The organism is Pseudomonas sp. H3_E04, from assembly GCF_054668915.1.
Genome location: NZ_CP162797.1, coordinates 2,341,604 through 2,364,083, shown reverse-complemented (window position 1 = coordinate 2,364,083; position 22,480 = coordinate 2,341,604). Strand labels below are relative to the sequence as shown.

The following is a 22,480-nucleotide window of genomic DNA, read 5'->3' as shown; positions in this document are numbered from 1 at the left end:
TGTTGTAGTCGCACTTTATATCTGTTTGTCTCGGTTTGAGTGTCGCCTGTGATTACGCGACGACTTCCTGGATCAGGCAATATCCGCGATTTCTTACGGCACGGAACAATCGCTCACCATTACTCGCGCTTTTGAACTTGTCCTGCAAGCGGCTCAAGCACATCTCCAGACCGCGGTATTGCTCGGGTTCCCGGCCAATACTGATGATCAGGTCATCGCGACTGACCACACGCTCTTCATGTCTCAGCATTTTTCTGACCAGAGCGGTTTCCAGACCAGTCAGGCTGATCGCAATGGTGTCCTTGAGCAATACACCCTGTTCATCATCAAGATGCCAGGTGTCGCTGCCGGACTCAGTACTCTCACTGACATTCGAGATATGGGCTCGTTCTGCAGTGGTCGTCGGGAAGCTTTGGAACGGATTGTCTGTTTGCGCAGCCCGCCATTCATTTTCAAGCGTGGCCAGTATGCGTTGAGTATCGTGTTCGATACTGCGCGCAACATTTTTTCGACTGAGGCTTGGGTAACTGAACTCCATGACCATCGGGGCGGAAGAGGGCGAAGCAACACCTTCAACAAACATTTGTGCCTGCGACGTGCCAAACGAATTGAAACGCTCACTGGACAAAATGCTTTCCAGTTCGCGTTGCGACGTTGTGCTGTGCGTCACAACAACAAAATATTTTCTGGGGAGGGTTGTACTCGTTTCCATGTCTCTCTCCTAAATACACACCAAAATTGGCTAAAAGATAAATCGGCAGGCGAGCAATGACTTCCTCGGAAGTAATCGTAGGCAGGGTTCGGGCCGAAAATGGCCGTCGATAAATTCCACTCGATCTGCTGCTATGTTATGGAGTTTTATTGTTATGCGGCGTGACGCCGTGCTCATTCAAGTGCTTGAGTTTTAATAAGTATGAAGTGCAGTTGAAACGATATGGCTGCATCAGACGATCCTTCGTTCGTATGCAAAAGGGAAGACTGCCCGAGACTCAGGCCGTCGATATCAGACCCCGCATCAGGCGATAGCCGTAGCCGCGGATGCTCTGAATCGCGTTCGTACCATACATGTCCTTGATTTTTCCACGCAAGCGGCTGATTGATTTTTCCAGTGCCCGAGGATCGTAGAAATTGGCGTTGAGGCCCATGATACCGGCGATTTCATCATGGCTCAGAATGTGATTGGCGGTTTGCGCAAAGGCCTCGAGGATCTTCATCTCGGCAAAAGAGATATCGAGTTTGCGCCGACTGTTCATCAGGCAGATCCGCGTCGGATCAAGTGTCAGATTGATATCTCGCTGCCAGTCTTCGCTGTTGAAAAACTCCTTCAGCAACTCGTCGCTGTCCTCGCCCAATGTGTTGAGCTTGATACAGGCATCAGCGCCAGCGAGGTAATACTTGATCTTGTTGACAGTGCCACGGCCGGTAATGATCGCGCAAATAAGCGGCTTCAAGTTTGCTTCGCGCAAGCTCTGGATCGCTGCCAGATTATCTTCGAGGGCCTGTGGATTATCGATGACGAGGAAAATCGCGCGATAGGAACCGATGTAACGTTGCTGCTTATATGAAGCGTTGAAAGCACCTGTTTCCAAGACCATCTCGGACTGCACGTGCTTTGCGATCAGCGTTATAAAGCGATCAGCCACACCCAAGGTACGACCCAGAGCAAGAACACCGGATTCATCATTTGTCGGGCGCGGACTTCTAGTCGCCAAGTTCCCTGAGAGCATCATGCGTTGACTCGAATTAGGTGCTGACATCGGGATGTTAAAGCACCGGTTCTCATCTGTGACTGACAATTGGTAACATTTACGCGGATTTTAGACGTGTCTCCCGAGTTTTCTAACAATAACTAAGCTTTTCAGGCTTTTAGTTGATTTTCTCGGGCTTGTGAACTAATGGGTAAGTGATGGCTATATGCAATGGTGCCACTATTTTGAGCTTGTGGCGATGGCTTTGTCTATGTCCTTTTGCCATTGATTGGCCATGTCGGCAATATGTGAAGTTGATCACACTTCATATCTGAACTGAAATATTTGTTGTAATAGAAGTAAATTTTTTCCGTTTAGTTCGTCGGCCGACGATTACTAACATGACTTGAGTGTGGCAGTCCGTTAGACCTATTCTTCGAAATCAAAAGATCGCAGCCTTCGGCAGCTCCTACAGGGAAATGCATTTCAAATGCAGGAGCTGCCGAAGGCTGCGATCTTTTGATCTTCATATGCGCCAATTGTGTAACTCAGATACTCAACCCCGAGTGTTATTGACTGGTCGCTCACCCTGAGTGCTCTGACGGAGGATTAATGGATTTCTGGACCCTTTTCCAGGTGTTGATATTGGGCGCGGTAGAAGGCTTGACCGAGTTCTTGCCGATCTCGAGTACCGGCCACCAGATTATTGTCGCCGACCTGCTCGAATTCGGTGGTGAGCGCGCGATGGCGTTCAACATCATTATTCAACTGGGGGCCATTCTTGCTGTGGTCTGGGAGTTTCGTCCGAAGATCTTCGAGATTGTCAAAGGCCTGCCCACCGAGCGCAACGCACAACGTTTCACCCTTAATTTGCTGATCGCGTTTTTCCCCGCCGTTATCCTCGGCGTGTTATTCGCCGACGCGATTCATGAATATCTGTTCAATCCGATCACCGTTGCGGTCGCCCTGGTTGTGGGCGGTATTGTCATGTTGTGGGCCGAACAGCGCAGCCATGTAGTCAGCGTCGAACATGTCGACGACATGCGCTGGTCTCACGCACTGAAAGTCGGTTTCGTACAATGCCTGGCGATGATTCCCGGCACCTCGCGTTCCGGCTCGACCATCATCGGCGGGCTGCTCTTCGGCCTCTCGCGCAAAGCCGCCACCGAATTCTCGTTCTTCCTCGCCATGCCGACCATGGTTGGCGCCGCCGTTTACTCCGGCTACAAATACCGCGACCTCTTCCAGCCCAACGACCTGCCAGTCTTCGCCCTCGGTTTTGTCACCGCGTTCATCTTCGCGATGATCGCCGTGCGTGGCCTGCTGAAATTTATCGCCAACCACAGCTATGCCGCGTTCGCGTGGTACCGGATCGGTTTTGGTTTGTTGATTCTGGCGACTTGGCTGTTTGGCTGGGTGAACTGGACGGCGGCTGCGGCCGCTTGAGGCGTCAAGCCAGGCGAATCACTCCGCCTGGCTGAATGAGGGGAGGGCATCAACGCCCTTCAAGCAACTCCGCCGCCTGATCCAGCAACGCCAGCGGATCCTTGGCCTTGTGAATATCCACCGACAACAACTGCCGAAACTTGCGCGCCCCGGGGAAACCGGTGCCCAGGCCCAGCACATGCCGCGTGATGTGATGCATCGCACCACCGGCCAGCAAATGCTCGGCGATATACGGCCGTAACTGTGCGAGCGCCTCCGCCCGGCTAATCACTGGCGCCGAACTACCGAACAACTGCTGATCGACCTCCGCCAGCAAATACGGATTGTGATAAGCCTCACGCCCGAGCATCACGCCGTCAAACGTTTGCAGATGCTCATGGCAGGCTTCCATGGTCTTGATCCCGCCGTTCAGCACGATCTCCAGTTCCGGAAAATCCGCCTTCAACTGCGCCGCCACGTCATAGCGCAACGGCGGAATGTCGCGATTCTCCTTCGGCGACAACCCTTCGAGAATCGCAATCCGCGCATGCACGGTAAAACTCGTGCACCCGGCATCCCGCACTGTGCCGACGAAATCGCACAGCTCGGCATAACTGTCGCGCCCGTTGATGCCGATCCGGTGCTTCACCGTCACCGGAATCGACACCGCATCACGCATCGCCTTCACACAATCGGCCACCAACTGCGGATGCCCCATCAGGCACGCGCCGATCATGTTGTTTTGCACACGATCACTCGGGCAGCCGACGTTCAGGTTCACCTCGTCGTAACCGTGCTCCTGCGCCATGCGCGCGCAGGCGGCCAGATCAAGCGGAACGCTACCGCCGAGTTGCAGCGCGAGCGGGTGCTCGGCCTCGTTGTGACGGAGGAAACGTTCGTAATCGCCGTTGAGCAGAGCGCCGGTGGTGACCATTTCGGTGTAGAGCAGGGCGTTCTTCGACAGGAGGCGTAGGAAGAAACGGCAATGGCGGTCCGTCCAATCCATCATGGGCGCAACGGAGAACCTTCTAGACAGCGTAGAGCCTATGTTTACTGGGTATGTAGCTGATTTATGTACCATTTTGCTCTACGTGTTCTGGGCCGATTTCAGGGGGTAAATAGGCGTTTTCTAAGGTCGGTTGGTACAATGTACCAATCACTTTTCCAATTGTACCAGTTGACTATGGCCACGATCAGAGCACGGAAACGCACCGACGGCAGCACCAGTTACACGGCACAGATACGCCTATTTCGCGATGGGGCGCAAGTTTACCAAGAGAGCCAGACCTTCGCCCGAAAACAGGCCGCACAGGCTTGGGTGCGTAAAAGAGAAACCGAACTGGACGAGCCAGGGGCGATAGAGCGGGCGAACCGACCTGGCGCGACGATCAAGGAAATGATCGATCGCTACTTGGCCGAGATGACCAAGGCGCGCCCTCTCGGGAAAACGAAACTCGGCACGTTGAAGGCGATCAGCGAGTCTTACCTGGGAAAGTTGAGCGACAGAGATATTAGCAGCCAGCACCTGGTCGAGTATGCGTTATGGCGCATGGGCGAGGAAGGTGGGAGCGTTCAGCCTCAGACCGCTGGCAACGATCTCGCCCACTTGGGCGCAGTTCTTTCGATCGCTCGTCCCGCTTGGGGTTATGAGGTAGATCCGCACGCAATGGTGGACGCGCGCCGAGTGTTGAAAAAGCTCGGTTACAACATGAAAAGCCGTGAGCGCGATCGCCGGCCCACCCTGGACGAGCTCGACAAGCTGCTTACGCACTTCGGGGATATCCAAACCCGTCGTCCGACTTCGATCAACATGCTTAAGCTGACGAGCTTCGCGTTGTTTTCCACGCGTAGGCAAGAAGAGATCACTCGGATCCTATGGGACGACTTGGACGAAGCTGGCCAGCGGGTGCTGGTTCGTGACATGAAGAATCCAGGCCAGAAGATCGGTAACGACGTCTGGTGTCATTTGCCGCCAGAAGCATGGGCGATACTTCAGACCATGCCTAAAGTGTTGCCTGAGATTTTTCCTTACAGCGCTGAATCCGTGTCCACGTCCTGGACAAGGGCCTGCAAAATCCTGGGCATCGAAGATCTGCACTTTCACGATCTGCGCCACGAAGGCGTCAGCCGGCTTTTCGAAATGGACTGGGATATTCCGCGGGTCGCGAGTGTGTCGGGACATCGAGATTGGAACTCGATGCGCCGCTATACCCACCTGCGCGGGCGAGGGGATGTCTATGCATCTTGGGAGTGGTTCGAGCGCATCCTGCAGGCGCCCGTAAAGCTGGGCGCCAAAACGTTAAAGTGAGTTAGCTGCTGCGCGGTGCGCTATTCAGTTGGTGGCTTTCCTTGACTGCTGCAGCGCGCTGTTCGTCCAGGTAAGCCGACAGATCTGCAATATGAACACCTTTCGCACTTTTCTGGCTCGGCTCCATGCGAGTAATCGGCAGCTTTATCTGCCCGGCACCCACTTTGCGTTGAAACATATCCGTTGTCAGGTGCGTGAAATAATCCTGGCACACTCGATCCAGCGGAATTACCACTTGGCCATTGTATTGAGCCATCAGTACAAACAACGTTTTCATAGTGCGATTCCTTCGAGTGGGTGAGGTCGATCAATTGGGATTAGGTTGGCTGTTGAGTTGTTAGCTAGTAGTTGAGCAACAACCGCGAACTCTGCCGCGTCGATGTCGCCCAACTCCTTGGCGAAGGTGGTAAGGCATTCAAGACGGATCCGCGCTATCTCGGTTTTCCGCACCTGATAATCAAACAGTGCTGTACCGACGATTTTGATAGCCATCAAATGCCTCGAATGCGGGTCACCGTTGATGAGTGTGTTAGCCTTTGAACCGCTGTCGCTTAGGTGCTGTGCTTGCATGGTGTGTCCCTTTGTGGTGGTTGGTGTCGGGGAGGTGCAACTCCTCGACATCGCTTCTTCTTCACGTCAGTCCCGACGGGCCAGGTGAATGATCAGGTCGACGTATTTCGGATCCTCCTCATTGCAGGACTGCCATTCCAGTACGCTCAGAATCTGCTGCGGGCTGCACGCGTCCACCAAAATTTCGCGTTGGCCACCTGCAGCACGAACCTCAAGAATCTGTAGCAACCCTTCCTCCCCGTAAGCACCTGCCTGAATCACCGGCTGGCTTTCACCCAACGCATCCAGACGATCAATGATCTCCTGCAGCTTGTTCGTTTTGCCGTCGCCGGCGTTGCCCAAAAAGACTTGGATTTGCATCGGTGTAGCCTCCTTTTTTTCACGCTTTGAATATCCAGCACTTGACCGTTGTAGGGCGACCGGGCGCTAGTGGTGTTCTGCTGTTCATCGCTGCACGAACTGCGCTGTGAACGGCCTTGTTGGCCTCTAGAAACTTGTGCGAGCGGGACTCCTTCAGCAGGTCGCGCAGAGTGGCCACTTCGGCCAGCTTCTGTTTGTGTTCTGCAGCTCGTTCGCTGAATTCGTTGAGGTTGATCGCGATGACGCTCGGGTCACTGCTGTGGTCGACCACTGGGTCTTCATTCAGGGATTCGAGGTAGTCGTAGACCTCCCAGAATTCGGCGACGGCCGGATGGTCGGAGCTGATCGAGGCCTGACGCTCGATCGCCATCCGCACGATCTGCCGCTGCGTGGCGGCAACCTGCGGGTCGCTCAGTTTCAGCACCAGGCGGAGGCCATCAAGCAATGACAGCAATTGCGCGTGGTTTTTGCTGATGCGCTCCACGCGGATGTAACCGCGTAGGTCGTAGCCGCAACTGCTGCAACTCCCCTGGTCACTGAGGTAAACCGTGCCGCAGGCAAAACAGTGGGTATGCAGGCGGCGTAGCTTGGCTTCGTGTTCGGGCATGCGCTGGGCGAACAGCTCGAGCACGGCGGACTCTTTGCCTACCGCGCGTAATAGGAAGTGGCTTAGGGTGCTGCCGTCCAATGCGTTCAACTGATCAGCGGCCGCACGGCTCTCCGGGGTGACAATCGGACGCACAAAGTGCAGTTTGACGATGCGCGTCATGATCGCTTCGTGCGCAACCACCGCCGCGTTTTGGCTGATCGCAATCGTTCCGCGAAAGGGAGGTTCGTACGTCTCATTGCCAGCTGTCTTAACGCCTTTGGTGGCCAGCGTGCCGCCGCCATAGAAGTCTTTGAGCTCGTCCCACTCGAAGGTTTTCGCGTTCGCTCGATCGTCGCTGTGGCGATCGGCTTCCAGAAACACCACCGGCATGCCGGACACTTGACCCATCAAACGAGACCGTCCGGCCTTGGTGGATTTCATCGGATCGAAGCCTTCGTAACCTTCGCGGCCGAGCAATTTCCACAACAGGTTGAGCAGGGTGGTCTTGCCAGCGCCGGCTTCACCGGTGGCTTCCAGGAAAGGAAAAGACTGGTAACGCGCGCGGATCTGCTCGCAGAACAGGGAACCGAAAAAGAAAACCAGTGCGACGAAGCCTTGGGCGCCGAAGCAAGTCCATAGCAGCTGTACCCACTTCTCGTTGAAGTCTTTGCCGTCACGCTGCAGTTTGATCGGCACACCTTTCTGCAGGGTTTTGAGGCGCAGCTTGCCGAACTCGAAATAGTCTTCGCTGTTGACCTTGTAAGTGGTGCCGTCCTTGATCGCGAGATCGCCGTAGACGTAGCAGGCGTATTCCTTGCTGTAGCCGACGTAGTCGATGGTCGACACTGTTTTGATGCCAAACAGCTGATCCTTCATCAGCTTGTCGAGCTGTTGGCCACTGCCGGTAAACATCGCGCCGGCCGCCATGCCGAGCAGACGTTTCTTGAATTCACTCGCGGCGGATAACTGGCCGCTTGTGAAGGTGTTTTTCACGCTCTCGGAGTCGTGGGGGAAGTCCACGCGCAGGTAATACCAGGACTCGTCGGTGACTTCGTTGCGCTGGAAATACAGGGCTTGTGGGTAGCAGTTGGCAATCTCCACGACGCTGCCGGACTGCTGCAACGCCTTTTCACGCTGTTGCGCCTGGTTAAGCAACTGATCGTCATGATTCTCGCTGTCCTCGATGTCCGACATGGCGCGGTTGAATTTCTCCATGTCTAACTTGAACCAGTACAAACGGTTACCAAAGCCAAGGTGAAATTCCCCGCGCTTGTTCCAGTCGTACATCAGCAAGGCTTTTTCCGCTGCGCTCTCTGCCAACAGCAACGCGCCCTGATGGCGAGCCTGTTTGAGGTCGGTAGCAATCTGGTCGGCGCGCTTGCCGTCTTCCTGGATGAAGCTCCAGCGCTGGTGTAGGTCGTTCCAGTCAGCCTTGCGACCATCGCGTTGCGGAATCAGCGCCGCTTCGCAGACGAAACCCAAAGCGCGAGCATCACGAACCCAACGCCGGGTGTAGGCGTTGGCGCTTGGCTCGTTGTCCAGCGCCCAAACCAGCTTGGGCAGCTTACCGCCCTCACGGTTTTTGATGAGAGCCTTGAGTGAGTCCCCAGGGAACGCGTTAGACGACATGGCCGATAAAAACGCCGATGGCCGGCCCATGCGCACTGACTACCAAGGCAACCACGCACACAACATCGGCGTCGGTGCCGCTGGTCAGCATGCGCACAACGTGGGTGTTGGAGGCGGCGGCGCGCACACGCACGCAATTGTCGTAACTGCTTCGGGCGGCACCGAAACCCGGCCTCGAAACATGGCCCTTAATTACTGCATCAAGTATTGAGATCGAGCATGACTGAAAAACTCGTGTATCAAACCGATCACCGCGGCATTTTCGTCGGTACGGTATTGGCTGACGAATCGCCTCTGGAGGCGGGTGTTTATCTGATTCCTGGCGGCTGCGTCGAAGCAGAACCCCCCGCGGTACCGGAACACAAAGCCGCGTGGTGGAACGGTAAGGCCTGGCAGTTGGTGGATTACTTTGACGGCGTTGTGGTTTACAGCACCGATACCGGCGAGCCACGAACATTGGAAGGCTTCGAAGCGGTGCCTGCGGGCTTTACCATGGAGAAGCCCGGGCCGAATCAGATCTGGAAGAATGGCAAGTGGGTAGATGACATCGACGCCGTGCTGGCGGCTCTTCGTGATCAGAAGCTGCAGACGATTACCACTGGCTGCGCGGACTACGATGCGGGCGGTTTCACTTCCAGCGCCCTGGGCGAACCATATCGGTACAGCAGCGCGATCGACGACCAAGTGAATTTAAACGGCCAGGTGCTGCTGGGTCTGGACGACGTCTACCCATGCTATGACGTCGATCAGGTGTTGGCCTTCCGGCCGCACACTATCGAACAACTGCAAAAAGTCAGTCTTGACCTGGTGCGCTTCCGGCAGGCGGCGCAGCAGCACGCTGAAACACTGCGCCAAGCTGTGGCGAAGGCTCAGAAAGACAAAAATCTGAAGGCAATGAAAGCCATCACCTGGACGCCGCCGGCATGACCTGGGCACCGGTGACAATGCGCTGGCCGGAGCAGGCCACGCAGTGGATGGCCGGGCTGTCAGCGGCCAAGGATCTGGCCGGTGGCGAACTGGCCAGCACCGCCCAGCGCCTGGCTGGCCTGAGTGGACTGGCCAACAACAACCCGGGGCCGGTCGGTGATGCAGCAAAAGGCGCGATCGCGGCCGGACGCGCAGCGCTGGCCGAGCAGATGGGGCAGGTGCCGGCGTGCCTGGTCGTGACGCCATTTCAAAGCGGCGTTGGCCAGGGCGCGGGCTATCAGCGCTTTCTGTCCGCGCCCAACGCGCTGGAACATCTCGCCAAGAAACTGGAAGACGCCAGCGACAGCGGGCGTCCGACTGGGCCGCAATACGCATTGTCGATCCTGTTCCTGGGCACGCGCCTGGAACAGTTGGCCAGCAGCTTGGCGCGCTTCAATGCACTGCTGCCGATCCCTGACCTGGTGCGCACCGAGCGCCGGGCGCATCACCTGGTGAAACTGGAGAGTGAAAAGTGGGAGATCCCCGGCGCCGGAACTCTACCGCGTTGGCAAGGTTTGCCGCTGGAGCGTTGCACGGTGGTCAAAGCTGCCAAACAGTCGATGGCGGGGCAGATAGCCGTGCTGGAAGGCTACGCCGCTGACAGCTCGCCGTTGGCCGATCTGGCAGCGCTGGCAGCTCGCAAGAGCGCCCAGCAGCAGGGGCGAGATAAGCAATTGGCTGACCTGAAAGACCTCCTGGCCGGGGGCAACCCTGACGTCAGCATGCGCGCGCGAATGATCGGCCCAGGCACTGCCGGCGAATTACGCCGCGAACTGCTGGCCGGCGATGCCCCGGGCCACGAATGGATTCAATGCGCCGGGGTTTTGTTGGTCGGCAGCAAAGAAGGACTGAGTTTTGTGCGGGAAATGGTGGGCCTATGACGCTGCTACTCGACGGGCAAAAAGTCCAAGGCAAGAACCTCAAAGTCACGGCCAACCTGCGAATCGAAAGCGGCGACATGTCCGGCCAGACCAGCAACACCGACAAGGCTCACAAAGGCTTCAAGCCTAAGACGCTGGCCGTCTCGCTGATGATTCCCTTCGTGGATAAAACCCAGCTTACGGATCTGTTGCGCATGGCTGAAGCCACCGCCGGCGGCGGTCAGTTGCATCTATATCGGATCGTGAACGACACGGCCGAAACCTTCGGCGTGCGTCAGGTGGAGTTCTCCGACGGTGTCAGTGCGCGGGAAGCCGACACCCTGAAAGCCTGGCTTGTGCAATTCACGCTGAGCGAACGCGAATCGAACCCGGAGAAAGTCGAAGGCCGGCGCGCCGGCAACAAGGTAGACGCTCAAGGCGCCCCGGGCAGTGCGGTCGGCGAAGGCGGCGCCGGCAACGGTGATGGAACCAGCGACAACCCCGCGCTGAGCGGCTTTGAAAAAGTACTGGGACGTGTGGATAAGTGGCTGGGCGGGAGTGAGCAGACGTGAAACTGCACAAGATACTTTCCCTCAACGGCGCCCCGATCGCTCTCATCAAAGAGGACGTCCGGCTGGACGCTACCAGCCCCGGCCGGGCGAACTTCACAGTTCAATCCCCTGTGCCGCTGAAAGGGCTGGTGACGCTGGATATCGGCTACAACGAGGGCACGCTGCAACGGCACTTTATCGGCTACGTCGAGCGCTGCACGGCCGCCAACGCGGTCGAACAGGTGCTGTTCTGCCGTGAGCTGGCCGCCGCGCTGGCCAACCCGTTGCCGTTGAACCTGCGTCATGTGGATCTGCGCGCCGTTCTTGCCGAGGTCAGCGAACAGACCGGACTGCGCTTTCGTGTCCCTGATCGGCCTTATGCCAGCGTCAAGACGCCGTATTTCTACAGCCTCGCCGCCGGTTACCAGGCGATGGACAGTCTGGCCCGAGTCTTCAGCATTCCCGACTTCACCTGGCACCAGCTGGGCAACGGTGAAGTGTTTGCCGGCAGTTGGGCCGACAGCTTCTTTGGCACACGTGCGCCGCTGCAAATCCCCACGGAGCTGTTCCACGGCTACCAGGGCAACCAGAGCGCGATGGTCGCGGCCCTTCCCGGGGTGCGCCCAGGTGCAACGATCAACAATGGCGAGCGCATCACCACGGTGACGCTGACCAATGACCAGATGGCTATCCGATGGAAGACGCAATCCGCCGCGCTGTAGAGCGCCAATTTCCCGAACTCACCGGTGGCTATCACCTGCCGCGCTTTGCCCAGGTTACCGCCGTGTCCGACGCGCCGGCGGACGCCGGACTGTGCGACGACTTCCGTCCGCGCTACGCTGTGGACATTGTCGTACTCGGTCCGGATGACGAGCCAGATCCGGCCATGCCGCCGCTCACTGGCGTTCCTTTGCCGCTGCCCACCGGGGGCGAGGAAATGGGTATTTATGCCTTTCCGGAGGAGGGCACGAGGGTTGTGGTGTGCTTTGCCTACGGCCTGCCGAACAAACCCTACATCCAATCGATCTTGCCGCACGGGTTGAGCATGCCGAAGGTGCCGAAAGGTGATCAGGTGTGGCAGCACAGCGCTGCCGCCCAGCAGCGCGTCGACGTCGACGGCAACTGGCTACGTCAGACCGATGGCAAGATCCGGGATCAGGCGATAGAGCGCGAAGTTGAAGCTCTGGACAACCGCGAGCAATACCAGAGCCATACACGGGCGGTGGACGACCATTCGACCGAGACAGTGGGTGGTGTCAAAAAGATCGAAGCGCTGGGTGCGCTCAAGCTGATGTCGGGCGGATCAGCGAGCCTGGCGGCGGTGGACGATCTGCACCAGGCGACCGGTCGTGATCTGAACCTGGTTGTGGGGCAGAACCACAACGCCACGGTCGGTGGCGATATGCTGGAGCGTATTGAAGGTTTACGAGAGAGCGTGACAGGAATGAGTCAGCGGATGCAGGCTCCAAAAAGCTGGATAGGTTCTGATGGTGTCAACATTTTTCAGGTGGTATGTGAAATTCTAAGGCTGATACAACACATGAACGAACAGCTAGCAGCGCATATTCACATTGCTGGCCAGTATCCGAGTGCAGCTGATACGGCGGCGTTTAAGGAGTATTCAGCCGCAGCAATGTCCCTAGAAATAGTTGTACAAAAAATCACCCTGAGCTAGGGAACCATTTCATTGAATCCGAGCGATGCCGCTGGTGCGAGTGATTTTTTTTAGGCAGTATCTATTTCCTATAAAAAAAGGAAGTCAGATATGGTAATCACAGGGGCGGTTGTAACAGGGTTTGTTGTGAAGAATTTTGAGAAAATTTGGGCGGTGGCTAAGCAAGTCTATAATGCAGCAGATGAAACATTGCAGATTTCTCTAAAAACGGCTTATACAGATTATCTTTCTAAAACTTCGGAAAAATACTCAAAGTCAAAATCGTTTTTTATTCGTAATGAGCCTACTAGTCTCTATAGTTATTATGTTCCGATAGGTATTGCTTGTAATACGCATTCGATCAGTGAACCCGACATTAAAGGTTGTATATCGATAACTAATAGAGTCATAATTTCTGGTTCAGGCGGAAGCGGCAAATCGGTGCTACTTAAGCATCTTTTTTTGGACTGCATCGCAACCGGTGCGTATGTCCCAATCATGGTAGAGCTTCGAGATTTAAATAACACAGAAACTACACTCAATGAGTTTGTAACAGAGCTTTTAGGGGATTTTGGTTTTCAAGTCTCAGGTGGGTTCATCGAAAAAGCGAAGAAGGCTGGGCATTTTTGTTTCTTTTTGGACGGGTATGATGAAATCGCCCATGCACACCGGAAAAGACTGCTGAAAGAAATAAAGTCGTTGTCTAAAAAATATCCTCAATGTCCTATATTCATTTCGTCACGACCGGATGAAGCGTTTAATGGGCTTGATGAGTATTCGAATTTCTTTGTTTTACCTCTTAAGTTGTCTACTGCCTCGCTCTTAGTGGAAAAGCTTCCGTTTGATATAGAAATAAAAGCAAAATTCAAAAAAGATCTGCATGATAAGCTATTTGCGAGCCATACTTCTTTTCTTTCAAATCCTCTCCTGTTATCTATTATGTTGTTAACATATGGCGAAAACTCAGAGATTCCATCCAAGTTAAGTATTTTTTATAATCAAGCATTTGAGGCGTTGTTCCTCAGGCATGATGCATACAAAGGCGGCTTTAGCCGAGCCAGACTAACCAAGTTGGATATCCAAGACTTTTCTCGAGTGTTTTCAGTTTTTTCGTTGCAAACATATGATCGCAGAAGTTTCAAAATGCCTAGGACTGCGTGTTTGAAATACATCGAGAAGAGTAAGCAAGCATTAGCAATCGACTTTATAGTAGACGATTACCTTGATGATCTCTTAAGCGCTGCATGCCTTCTGACAGAGGAAGGGTTAGAAATCGCGTTTTCTCACAGGTCATTTCAGGAATATTTCGTTGCTTTGCATATTTCTTCCGCTACGCCAGAAGTTCAGGATAAATTGATTGAGCGCTACTGGCAGAATATGAATTCAGATAATGTAATTCAGCTGCTTTATGAATTGAACCCTGAGTTGGTTGAAAGGTCTTTGCTTATTCCAAAGTTAACCGAGATGTTTAAAGAGTTAGGAGTAAAAAGGGAGGTCGGAATTACTCATGCGGCTAAGGCTTTCAAAAAGCAATTCGAGACTCTGAATATAGAGCCGTCTCGCATAACAGCCTCGTCAAAGAAGGTTACTGCTGGTGTTTATGATTTGGTTTCATTCGTTGCGGTGACTAGTGGGGAGTACGTTTTCCCTGATAGAGAAATTTTTGATGAGCGTGAAGCGGTATTGATTCAAGAGTACGGTGATGGAACTAGCGTCCTTCGAATTCCGACTGGTAAGCTCAGTTACAAACATCCAGTATTTAACGAGCTTCTAAATTGGGAAGGGTCTTTTTCAATCCGTTATTTGCAGGCTGCATATATGGGGTTCAAGAAAATTAAATCGCGGCATGAGAATAGGTTGCAGCGTTTGGATTCACTCTTAGGTATTTGATCTGTTTAAATTTAAGCCTGCTTGATCGGCAGGCTTCACCTAAAGCTTATTTATTTCCCTCTCCTCTACGCCGCTATTCTCAACAACCGTGTCGATTTTCGACACGGTTGAATCAAACCGTCTTAAGCGGCCGTCATCGCATTCCTCCTGATAGCGAATGATCTTGCCCCGCAGATCCGGTTCCACCTTGTTGGGACTGATGGAATACAACCAAGCTGGCAGCTTGCGCAGGGGAAGACAAGTCATCGCGTACTGTTTGCCATCTCCGCCAGTTGTCACCATTTCGGTGATAACTGAATCGAATCGCTCCCTTAGTTTGCGATGTTGGACCTGCCAAGCGAGGCCTATGTTTTCAACAATCGGTTTTATGGATACATAAGGTTCATCGTCCTGGCCTACGAGTACTACGATATCTTCGTAAAACGGAACGGCCATCATTTGGTGGTGCCTCGGCTATTTAAAAAACGTCAAGCGTTGAAAAAAAATCCGTTGAAAAAGCACTTATCCCCCTCCCGCCAGCGGACTTTATATCGGGCGCTTTTGAAAAAGTGAGTTAATGGTAAACCAAGGGTACGAGCGCTGCTGGCGCGGGGGGCGCGAGTTATGTTGGTACATCACTGAGTGAAAGATTTTGAAAAAAAATGCAAAGCTATGTGCTTTACAGACAAAAATCTGCCAAAGCTTCAAGGCCCACAGGGGTGGGGGAATTTGATAAAAAAAGCGACTGTTTCAGGGTTTTTCCAATTTTCGCAACTAGGATTAGAGACATTCAAACACGTTTCGAGATTTTGGAAATCTGTCTGAAACCCCAGCAATTGCGGAGCCTCATGCCAAATTTAGGATTGCAAAATTTAGCAACGCTTGAGGCAGCACAGTTTCACTTGTTGAGGCGTTGGGAGAAAGACTGAAAGTGAAAACGCAGCTCTCTGTGAGAGCCGCGTTTTAGGATATTGTAGTGTGTGAAATGATGCTTGTTTAATTATTCTCTTTGGGCTTTTTGCATTCTCAGTCTTTCTTTAAGTTGAAAGGCTCTGACCTCTCGAACTCGTTTTTTTCCAAGGATCGACGCAAAAGCCGGTGAGTCCGCTGCGCGCTCTAGCCATATTCGATGAAGCTCCAGTATTATCTCAAACTCTGAGTCTAGTGGGTCTAAGGTTCTCAATAGTTTTACCGCAGAAGCGAAGAATGTAACGAATGGATGTTCATGGGGTTTTTCGCTAGAAGAGTTTAGTTCGTAAGCTGTAGTAAGCGCTTCTTCGCCTTCATGAAAGTATTTTAGTGCTTCGATACGGTTGTCGTTTATCAGCCTAATACAATGCCTCATGCAAATAGTGCCGAGGCTAGTGAATGCGAAGGGGTGATGCTCCAGTGAAATCGCTTTTTGTGAATACGAATAGGCCTTTGGGAAGTGACCTTCGTGGCGAGATTCTAATAGTGCCCTCTGATCCCAATATCTTGAACTCCAGCCAAGTTCCGTCTCATGCGACTCATAAAACTTTAGCGCCTTGGGTCCGATACTTAAAGCTACTTGCTCTTGGTCTAAGACCTCCCGGAGAATAAGGTGTTCGATGCCCTTCATTTTTATTACGTCAGGATTAACAAGCGGAGCAAGCGCGGTCACGATCGCTGACATAGCATCGTATCTTTCCTGCTCATTCAAAACCTGTTCCCAAGCATACTCGCTCAAGATCCTGTGTCTTAATCGCAGTCCGCGCTCGTCCCTGACCAATATGCCTTCTGTTTTTAGCTGAATGTCAACAAGCGACGAGAATTTGCCAAATTGCATTCCACAAACCACCATGGCAACTCTTATTGGCAGGGAGAAACCAAAGCGATGCACGCAAATAACTCTGGAAAAAAATAGCCTCTCTTCATCAGAGGTGATTCCAGTAAACACTAGTTTTCGAATGCGCTCTCTAATTGGTTCAGAGAATTCAATGAAAGAAAGGCTTTCTAGAAGTTCTGACTTGCACCGTATTTTTAAAGCTTTGATAAGCTTACTATCAGATTCCGTGATGTGTTTCCCCAAACGCGCAGCTCGTCTGCGCTTCTGAACAAGCTTTACTATGTCAGATTGGGTCATCGGGCCAATTCGGATTTCTTGTCGAAACTCGTCGTCTACATCAATGCGAAAGCCTTTAAGGCGAGAGCTTCTGAGGGATAAGAACATTCTGACGCTCTTGTCCTTCTTTTTGGCTTCACGAAGCACTTTCCCAATAGCAGTCATATGGTTGGCAGCGTCGTCTATAAAGAGCACTGCTTTATCATCTTCTGACAAATAATCTAATACTACGTCCGCATTGAATCCTTCTTCGTGCCTGAACCAGAAAGGTTTATATCCTCGTTGTAGAGCTTGGCGAGCTAGTCTGAGTAGACTGGTGGTCTTTCCAGATACACTATTGCCATGAATCAACACGGCATATCTGAAAGTGGAGCGATCCAGATAGTTTTTGGCTAGGTTAGTGCTAGTAAATGAAGAGTCCTTCTCGCCTAATATGTCATGCCAAGTTGGCTGGTCACCACCGTAAAAATCGGTGCCTTCGATTGCTTGAGTTGAAGTATCTGAATTGTCGAAACGTCTAAATTGTGCGAGGAACCTCTCGTAGGTTCCAGGCTTAAGACGAGCGGATACAGTATCTGCTGTTTTTCGATACTCATTTAACTCTCTAACAAGGACTTCGAAAAACTCGTTCAAAGGGCAAACTACGGGTATCAAATTGAAGCGGCGCATTCTACCTTTTTGGCCTTCATCCAAACCGAATGAAACGATAAATGAAGGATAGCCATTCGCACTAGATAGGTTTTTTGTCCGAATAGCTTCAGCTAGGTCCACTTCTTCCGCCAGGCTTGCACCGCAGACAATGAAAGGCTTATCTATATAGTTGGTTTGGAAGCTCGCATGCCATTGCGGGAACGCTCTGTTTGCTTGGCTGTACTCCGGTATAGAGAAAACCAAGCCGTCCTTGTTAGTGTTCAGATCTTGCGCGCGGCCGTGTAGATAGATGATTTGTATCGCGCCAGGAGCGCTTTCGATTGGGACGAGCTTATCTTTCCAGTCTAGGCTGCGTATCTGTGTTGTTGTATTCCTTGCGCTATCTGTTTCAAAAGCTCTCTCTAAAACATCGTCGATGTTGAAAGTCCAGATCCGCTCCCAGTGCATTCGATATAACAAGTGTTGCCACGTTGGTATGCAACCTATAAAGCGATTACGCAGCCATTTTTTGAGACCGGTTTTGTTTACGTGCTCTGCCTCTTCGTAAGATAATGGAAGCTTCTTTGCTTCGTCAGGATTCAATGGCAAATTAAATTGCGCAGCGATTTGGGTAGATAGAGTGGCACCATCTTTTAGGTCTTCACCATCCCCGCCTTTACATCCGTAACTGGCGCCTGCTCCTAGGAGTAGATTGTACTTACCTTCATGAAGTCCGCGCAGTAAGCGTTCTTGATCATTTTTTGAGATCCCTAAATCCGATAAGCTTTTCATTTTTCACATCCAACTGTCAAAAAGGTCAAGAACGATTGCGCTGGCCTACAAAAACTTGAGACTGCTCGCCGCTGTTGAAAGCCGCTGCTGATACTACCAATATTCCGTTTGCGTGATAGCAGTTTGGCTTGCCTTAGCCAATATGGTCTGCGAAAAAATCGGAAACTGGGGCTGAACGACGTTCAGCAGAGACGAGCTCGGACAGTGTCTTTCGTCACCTCCTTAGCTTTTGTCCGGAAAGAGGTGATGGTGGTCTTGCTAGTCTTACTCGAGCGCTCTGAGGCGCGCTAAACCCTGCTTTATAAACCCAGCATTCTCCCCAATACGCTCAAGCGCCACCCGGGCATTCTCTCCAATGGTCTCGTAGCCCTGCTGCTCGACTAACAGCACCAATTCCATCAGCGCAGCTTCGAGGCCGAGCTGATTTTCGTATATTTTATCGAGGACGACGGTTAGAGAATATTCGCTGGCCATGCATTCGACTCCATTCGGAAAGCAGGAAGCATAGCAGGGCACCTGGGAGCTGATTTCAGTTCGGGGCTGGGAAAAAGGTAATTTTGGTAAGCAGATGCGAAAAAATGGCTGCAGCCCTTATAGGACGTGGCTTCAACGTATTACCTTTGAAGGTAATATTAGGTAAGGGAAGAGGTAATATTTTTCTAAGTTATTGATTTTAAAGGCTTTCGTAGGGGCATGAAATTACTACGCCTAAGGGTAATTTTCTAACTCCTCTATTACCTTTTTATTACCTTTGAATAAGTCGTCTAACCTATTGATTCTATTGGTTTTTATCGTCGATAAAAAAGGAAATTACCAATATTACCTTTTTCCCAGGGGTCAACATGAAAACGGGGTAAGCGAAGATGGGGATGTTTGCTGGCCTTTCATGCACGCGGTTTTAACTCTCACAAAGGCTCACCTTTGCCGACGATAGACAGTGCCAGGATTGGAGCTGAGAACCGCTGCTTAAAAATTGCTAACGCATTCGGCAGAAGGCATGAGAGTAGGAGGGAGGAAAACAGAACTGGTACGCAACTGGTACACGGGCTGGCGACGGGGTGTTCGTCCCTTTATTTACGGGAGGTAAAAGAAGTGTCAGTCCGATCCATCATCGGGGCAACGGAAAAACGGCGGGAGAGTGGGGCGGGTTGTAGGGACATGTAAGGAATCTGGATCAAGAAGGCGAAGGCGCAAGAGTTTATCAGGATTACGGACAGGCAAAGATCCGTACAGCGACGTTATCTGTTCAGGCCGGACGCGGACGCTCCGGCTGATCGGCGGATCTTTGGTTGACGTTGCACCGACACTGACGTCAGTTGGACAACTGGACTGAGTAGTGGCAATTAAGTAGCATCCGTTTTTTTTCAGGATCAGTCCGTCATGGAAGCCTCCTCGCCAAAGCGCCCACTGCAAGCGTTCGTCATGTCCTGTCTGGTGGCCGGCTGGGGGCTGGTCTACGTCGGCCAGGTCAAATGGGCGATACGCATTGCCGCGCTGCTTTATATCGGCGTTGTTCTGATGGGTGTGTGCGGATTAACGACTACGCCGATAGGGCTATATGCTGTGGTCGTGTTCGCCGTACTAGTGAAACTGGGGTCTGCGACTGTGGCGGCGATGCTGGCGCGCAGAAACGACACTTCGGTGGGTAGCCCTGGCATTCGATTCCATGTGCTTTATGTGGCAATTCTTATCGTCATCACGCTTGTATTGCTGGGGCCGTTGAGAGCCGCAACGTTGGGATTCAAAACTTACTTTATACCTTCCGGTTCGATGGTTCCGACTCTATCTATTGGCGATTACATCGTCACCAAACTGCGCATCGGCTCGCCGCAGGTCGGAGACATTGTGGTCTATCGCTATAACGGTTCCGAGGCGGTCAAACGCGTTGCGGCTGTGGGGGGCGATACCTTGTCGATAGTCGACGGGGAGGTCATTCGCAATGGGGAAAACCTGGGGCTGTTTTTTGCTCCGCGAGAGCGAGTGAAGGACCCTCGCTATATGCAAACTGCGCCAACGCTGGTCGAAAAGAATCATGTCTATCTGCTCGGCGACAACCGCGATAGCAGCAATGACAGTCGATTCATGGGGCAGGTGAAAGTTGATGACATCACCGGCATAGTCACAGGGATATGGTGGTCGGAAAATCGGTCAAGGATTGGTACGGTTTTACACTGAGGGGCTCTTGCAGGGACTTGCTTCTCCGACGATTGTGCATCGCCGGAAAGCCATAACGCCCACGCCCTGAATTGCGCCGCCAAAGCATCGGCAGCAGCCTTAATCCAGCTCCGGCATGCTGCACGACGATTAGCAGTTACTGCGCCGGCACCGCAATCCACTCGCTCAACGTCTGCTGATACTTGCCAGTGACCTTGCTCAAATGCAGCCACTGATCGACATACAGTTTCCAACTGATGTCGTCGCGCGGCAGCAAGTAAGCCTTCTCGCCGTATTGCATGTATTGATGCGGATTCACCGCGCATAAACCGGGCTTGAGTTTCTGCTGATACAGCGCTTCCGAGGCGTCGGTGATCATCACGTCGGCCTTGTTGTCGAGCAGTTGCTGGAAGATCGTCACGTTGTCGTGCAGGGCCAGTTGCGCTCTGGGCAGGAAGGCGTGAACGAAAGCTTCGTTGGTGCCGCCGGCCGGTTCGACCAAGCGCACGTTGGGCTGGTTGATCTGGTCGATGGTCTGGTATTTGGACTGGTCGGCGCAGCGCACCAGCGGGATCTTGCCGTCGGTGTCGAGGGTGTTGCTGAAGTAGGCCTTTTTCTGCCGATCGAGCGTGACCGAGATGCCGCCCATGCCGATGTCGCATTTGCCGGCCTGCATGTCGGGCATCAGGGTTTTCCAGGTGGTCTGCACCCATTGCACCTTGACGCCGAGGCTGTCGGCCAGTGAGCGGGCCATGCTGATGTCGATGCCTTCGAAATCGCCATCGCTGCGCTTGAAGGTGTAGGGCTTGTAGTCGCCGGTGGTGCAGACACGCAACTGGCCTTGTTGCTGGATGCTGTCGAGGTGAGTAGTCGGCTCGGCGGCCTGAACGGCAAAAGGTAACGCAAGCAGTGCACCGAGCAGGATCGTGGTTTTTATCGTTGGCATCTGTCGGACTTTTCTCTGAGGTGGACGGAAAGGACGTGTTCGAAGTTAAACACGTTCTCACCTTTGATCCAGTCCGACGTTGTGTGTCAGGGCTGATCCGTTACAGGCCCAGCCCTTGCTGCACCACTTGCAGCAGATTGTTTTCCGTCAGCGCAATCGCATCCAGCTCCTGGCCGGTCTCGATAGTCTGCAACCACCAGTGACTCTCACCATGTTCGTCAACCGTGCGCAGCAACGACTGATCGCGCCCCGGTACCTTGATCTCGACACGTCCACAACCGTCCTCGGTAAACCGCGCAATCGGATCGAACATCAAACTGTGATGGTTCGCTTCGATCACCAATTGGTCGATGGCGTAATCATGGGTTTCGCCGTCCGGCGAACTTTCGCAAACGTGCGTAGGATTTCGCCGAATCTTCAGACCTACTTCGGTGACTGGCTGTAGCCAGGTTTCGATACGGTGATACAAGTCGTACACCTGAGCAGGCCAGCAATCGATTTCCAGCGCCGCATCAGCCTGGGTGTGCCGTGTCTGCTTGAGTCTGGCGGCGAGTTCGTCTGCTTTACTCATGTCGGTTCCCTTGTTGGATGTCTGCCTGTTCAGCGTAGACGTTTGAACGGCGCAGGGCCTTGCCTTGCGTCATGCGCTTGCAATACAAGCGTGTCGAAATCAGCACTGGCCAGGTCTGGCCAACAACGAAAACCACGGACGCAGGCGTCCCAAGGAAAGGGTTAATGAAAAAGCTGTTTACAATTCTGGCGCTGATCGCGCTGACGGCCGGTAGCATCGGCGTGAGTTCGGCGCGTCAGTCGTCATCGAACAAAGCGCAGGCGGAATCGGTGGCGGGGGTCTTCGACTACTACCTGCTGGCGCTGTCCTGGTCGCCGACTTTTTGTCTGACGCACAAGGACGACGCGCAATGCACCGGCAAGGGTTTTGGTTTTGTCCTGCACGGTTTGTGGCCGCAATACGCCCAGGGCGGCTGGCCAGAATCCTGTCCGCCGCTGACCAGGCTATCGGCGGCAGAAACCAGCAAGGGCCTGACGATGTACCCGACGAAGAAACTCCTTGATCACGAATGGGCCAAGCACGGCACCTGCAGCGGTCTTGGCGCGGAGGGCTATCTGGACAAGTCCGATCAGGCCCTTGGCGCGGTAAAGATTCCGCAGGAATTGCAGCCGTTCGGCTCGACGTCGTACTACTTCGAAGCGCAAGAGATTGTCGATCTGTTTCGCAAGACCAATCCGGGTATTCCCGAGGACGGAATTGCAGTGGTTTGCAGCGGCCCGCAGCTGTCGGAAGTGCGGGTGTGCATGGGCAAGGATCTGCAATTCGGCGCCTGTGGCAAAGGGGTGAAGACGCAGTGTCGGGCGGGGGATATTCGGGTGCCGCCGGTACGGTAAGC

23 protein-coding genes are annotated in these 22,480 nt (G+C 53.2%); 10 read left to right on the top strand and 13 right to left on the bottom strand.

The window, feature by feature from the left end; translation table 11 throughout:
- Nucleotides 1-52: 52 nt before the first annotated feature.
- The gene (locus AB4N53_RS10590) at nucleotides 53-712 is read right to left on the bottom strand and encodes a winged helix-turn-helix domain-containing protein (RefSeq protein WP_460120351.1); all 660 of its coding nucleotides are present in this window, start codon (nucleotides 710-712) and stop codon (nucleotides 53-55) included.
- Between the two features lie 277 nt (nucleotides 713-989).
- Nucleotides 990-1,730: a winged helix-turn-helix domain-containing protein gene (locus AB4N53_RS10585; protein WP_460120349.1), complete on the bottom strand. Its 741-nt coding sequence runs from the start codon at nucleotides 1,728-1,730 to the stop codon at nucleotides 990-992.
- Between the two features lie 570 nt (nucleotides 1,731-2,300).
- On the opposite strand from AB4N53_RS10585, the gene AB4N53_RS10580 reads away from it, so the two are divergent.
- Nucleotides 2,301-3,134 carry an undecaprenyl-diphosphate phosphatase gene (locus tag AB4N53_RS10580; protein WP_016775449.1) on the top strand — a complete coding sequence of 278 codons (834 nt, stop codon included), beginning with the start codon at nucleotides 2,301-2,303 and terminating at the stop codon, nucleotides 3,132-3,134.
- A 49-nt stretch (nucleotides 3,135-3,183) separates the two neighbouring features.
- On the opposite strand, the gene dusA is transcribed toward AB4N53_RS10580, so the two are convergent.
- Nucleotides 3,184-4,194 (bottom strand): tRNA dihydrouridine(20/20a) synthase DusA, encoded by a 1,011-nt coding sequence (dusA, locus tag AB4N53_RS10575; protein ID WP_460120347.1) that lies wholly within the window; start codon nucleotides 4,192-4,194, stop codon nucleotides 3,184-3,186.
- Between the two features lie 102 nt (nucleotides 4,195-4,296).
- Between dusA and AB4N53_RS10570 the strand changes: the two genes are divergently transcribed.
- The gene (locus AB4N53_RS10570) at nucleotides 4,297-5,421 is read left to right on the top strand and encodes a site-specific integrase (RefSeq protein ID WP_460125417.1); all 1,125 of its coding nucleotides are present in this window, start codon (nucleotides 4,297-4,299) and stop codon (nucleotides 5,419-5,421) included.
- A gap of 1 nt (nucleotide 5,422) precedes the next feature.
- Here AB4N53_RS10570 and AB4N53_RS10565 read toward each other — a convergent pair whose 3' ends face one another.
- The 5 genes from AB4N53_RS10565 to AB4N53_RS10545 all read right to left on the bottom strand — a co-directional run bounded on the left by AB4N53_RS10565 (nucleotide 5,423) and on the right by AB4N53_RS10545 (nucleotide 8,702).
- Entirely contained in the window at nucleotides 5,423-5,698 is a 276-nt protein-coding gene (locus AB4N53_RS10565; RefSeq protein ID WP_065615903.1) for a pyocin activator PrtN family protein, read from the bottom strand.
- On the bottom strand, nucleotides 5,695-5,991 hold the full coding sequence (locus tag AB4N53_RS10560) for a hypothetical protein (RefSeq protein WP_263219504.1): 297 nt from the start codon (nucleotides 5,989-5,991) through the stop codon (nucleotides 5,695-5,697). Before AB4N53_RS10560 ends, AB4N53_RS10565 begins: the two co-directional genes overlap by 4 nt.
- A gap of 66 nt (nucleotides 5,992-6,057) precedes the next feature.
- Complete coding sequence (locus AB4N53_RS10555; protein ID WP_123419139.1) at nucleotides 6,058-6,351, bottom strand: hypothetical protein; 294 nt, start codon at nucleotides 6,349-6,351, stop codon at nucleotides 6,058-6,060.
- 19 nt (nucleotides 6,352-6,370) lie between these two features.
- Nucleotides 6,371-8,569 (bottom strand): bifunctional DNA primase/helicase, encoded by a 2,199-nt coding sequence (locus AB4N53_RS10550; protein ID WP_460120344.1) that lies wholly within the window; start codon nucleotides 8,567-8,569, stop codon nucleotides 6,371-6,373.
- Nucleotides 8,559-8,702 carry a hypothetical protein gene (locus AB4N53_RS10545; RefSeq protein ID WP_460120342.1) on the bottom strand — a complete coding sequence of 48 codons (144 nt, stop codon included), beginning with the start codon at nucleotides 8,700-8,702 and terminating at the stop codon, nucleotides 8,559-8,561. The genes AB4N53_RS10550 and AB4N53_RS10545 overlap by 11 nt, the downstream gene beginning before the upstream one ends.
- Nucleotides 8,703-8,788: 86 nt before the next feature.
- Between AB4N53_RS10545 and AB4N53_RS10540 the strand changes: the two genes are divergently transcribed.
- From AB4N53_RS10540 to AB4N53_RS10515, 6 genes are all read left to right on the top strand, one after another.
- The gene (locus AB4N53_RS10540) at nucleotides 8,789-9,496 is read left to right on the top strand and encodes a DUF4376 domain-containing protein (RefSeq protein WP_460120340.1); all 708 of its coding nucleotides are present in this window, start codon (nucleotides 8,789-8,791) and stop codon (nucleotides 9,494-9,496) included.
- On the top strand, nucleotides 9,493-10,416 hold the full coding sequence (locus AB4N53_RS10535; RefSeq protein ID WP_460120337.1) for a hypothetical protein: 924 nt from the start codon (nucleotides 9,493-9,495) through the stop codon (nucleotides 10,414-10,416). The genes AB4N53_RS10540 and AB4N53_RS10535 overlap by 4 nt, the downstream gene beginning before the upstream one ends.
- Nucleotides 10,413-10,967, top strand: a complete 555-nt coding sequence (locus AB4N53_RS10530; protein ID WP_460120334.1) for a baseplate complex protein — start codon at nucleotides 10,413-10,415, stop codon at nucleotides 10,965-10,967. Before AB4N53_RS10535 ends, AB4N53_RS10530 begins: the two co-directional genes overlap by 4 nt.
- Complete coding sequence (locus AB4N53_RS10525) at nucleotides 10,964-11,668, top strand: hypothetical protein (protein ID WP_460120332.1); 705 nt, start codon at nucleotides 10,964-10,966, stop codon at nucleotides 11,666-11,668. Before AB4N53_RS10530 ends, AB4N53_RS10525 begins: the two co-directional genes overlap by 4 nt.
- A complete protein-coding gene (locus AB4N53_RS10520) occupies nucleotides 11,641-12,621 on the top strand; it encodes a hypothetical protein (RefSeq protein WP_263220115.1) in 981 nt (326 codons plus the stop codon). Before AB4N53_RS10525 ends, AB4N53_RS10520 begins: the two co-directional genes overlap by 28 nt.
- Nucleotides 12,622-12,711: 90 nt before the next feature.
- Complete coding sequence (locus tag AB4N53_RS10515) at nucleotides 12,712-14,490, top strand: NACHT domain-containing protein (protein ID WP_263220117.1); 1,779 nt, start codon at nucleotides 12,712-12,714, stop codon at nucleotides 14,488-14,490.
- Between the two features lie 39 nt (nucleotides 14,491-14,529).
- Here the strand turns inward: AB4N53_RS10515 and AB4N53_RS10510 are convergent, their stop codons facing one another.
- The 3 genes from AB4N53_RS10510 to AB4N53_RS10500 all read right to left on the bottom strand — a co-directional run bounded on the left by AB4N53_RS10510 (nucleotide 14,530) and on the right by AB4N53_RS10500 (nucleotide 18,448).
- A complete protein-coding gene (locus AB4N53_RS10510; protein WP_460120327.1) occupies nucleotides 14,530-14,928 on the bottom strand; it encodes a phage antirepressor N-terminal domain-containing protein in 399 nt (132 codons plus the stop codon).
- Nucleotides 14,929-15,469: 541 nt separating this feature from the next.
- A complete protein-coding gene (locus AB4N53_RS10505; RefSeq protein ID WP_460120325.1) occupies nucleotides 15,470-17,974 on the bottom strand; it encodes a P-loop NTPase in 2,505 nt (834 codons plus the stop codon).
- A gap of 264 nt (nucleotides 17,975-18,238) precedes the next feature.
- On the bottom strand, nucleotides 18,239-18,448 hold the full coding sequence (locus AB4N53_RS10500) for a hypothetical protein (protein WP_460120323.1): 210 nt from the start codon (nucleotides 18,446-18,448) through the stop codon (nucleotides 18,239-18,241).
- A 906-nt stretch (nucleotides 18,449-19,354) separates the two neighbouring features.
- Here AB4N53_RS10500 and lepB point away from each other — a divergent pair.
- Complete coding sequence (gene lepB, locus AB4N53_RS10495; protein ID WP_460120321.1) at nucleotides 19,355-20,149, top strand: signal peptidase I; 795 nt, start codon at nucleotides 19,355-19,357, stop codon at nucleotides 20,147-20,149.
- 136 nt (nucleotides 20,150-20,285) lie between these two features.
- Here lepB and AB4N53_RS10490 read toward each other — a convergent pair whose 3' ends face one another.
- Nucleotides 20,286-21,074, bottom strand: coding sequence for a transporter substrate-binding domain-containing protein (locus tag AB4N53_RS10490; RefSeq protein WP_460120319.1), 789 nt, complete (start codon nucleotides 21,072-21,074; stop codon nucleotides 20,286-20,288).
- Nucleotides 21,075-21,174: 100 nt separating this feature from the next.
- Complete coding sequence (locus AB4N53_RS10485) at nucleotides 21,175-21,645, bottom strand: hypothetical protein (protein WP_460120317.1); 471 nt, start codon at nucleotides 21,643-21,645, stop codon at nucleotides 21,175-21,177.
- 164 nt (nucleotides 21,646-21,809) lie between these two features.
- Here AB4N53_RS10485 and AB4N53_RS10480 point away from each other — a divergent pair, with 164 nt between their 5' ends.
- Nucleotides 21,810-22,478 (top strand): ribonuclease T2 family protein, encoded by a 669-nt coding sequence (locus tag AB4N53_RS10480; protein WP_460120315.1) that lies wholly within the window; start codon nucleotides 21,810-21,812, stop codon nucleotides 22,476-22,478.
- Nucleotides 22,479-22,480 lie beyond the last annotated feature (2 nt).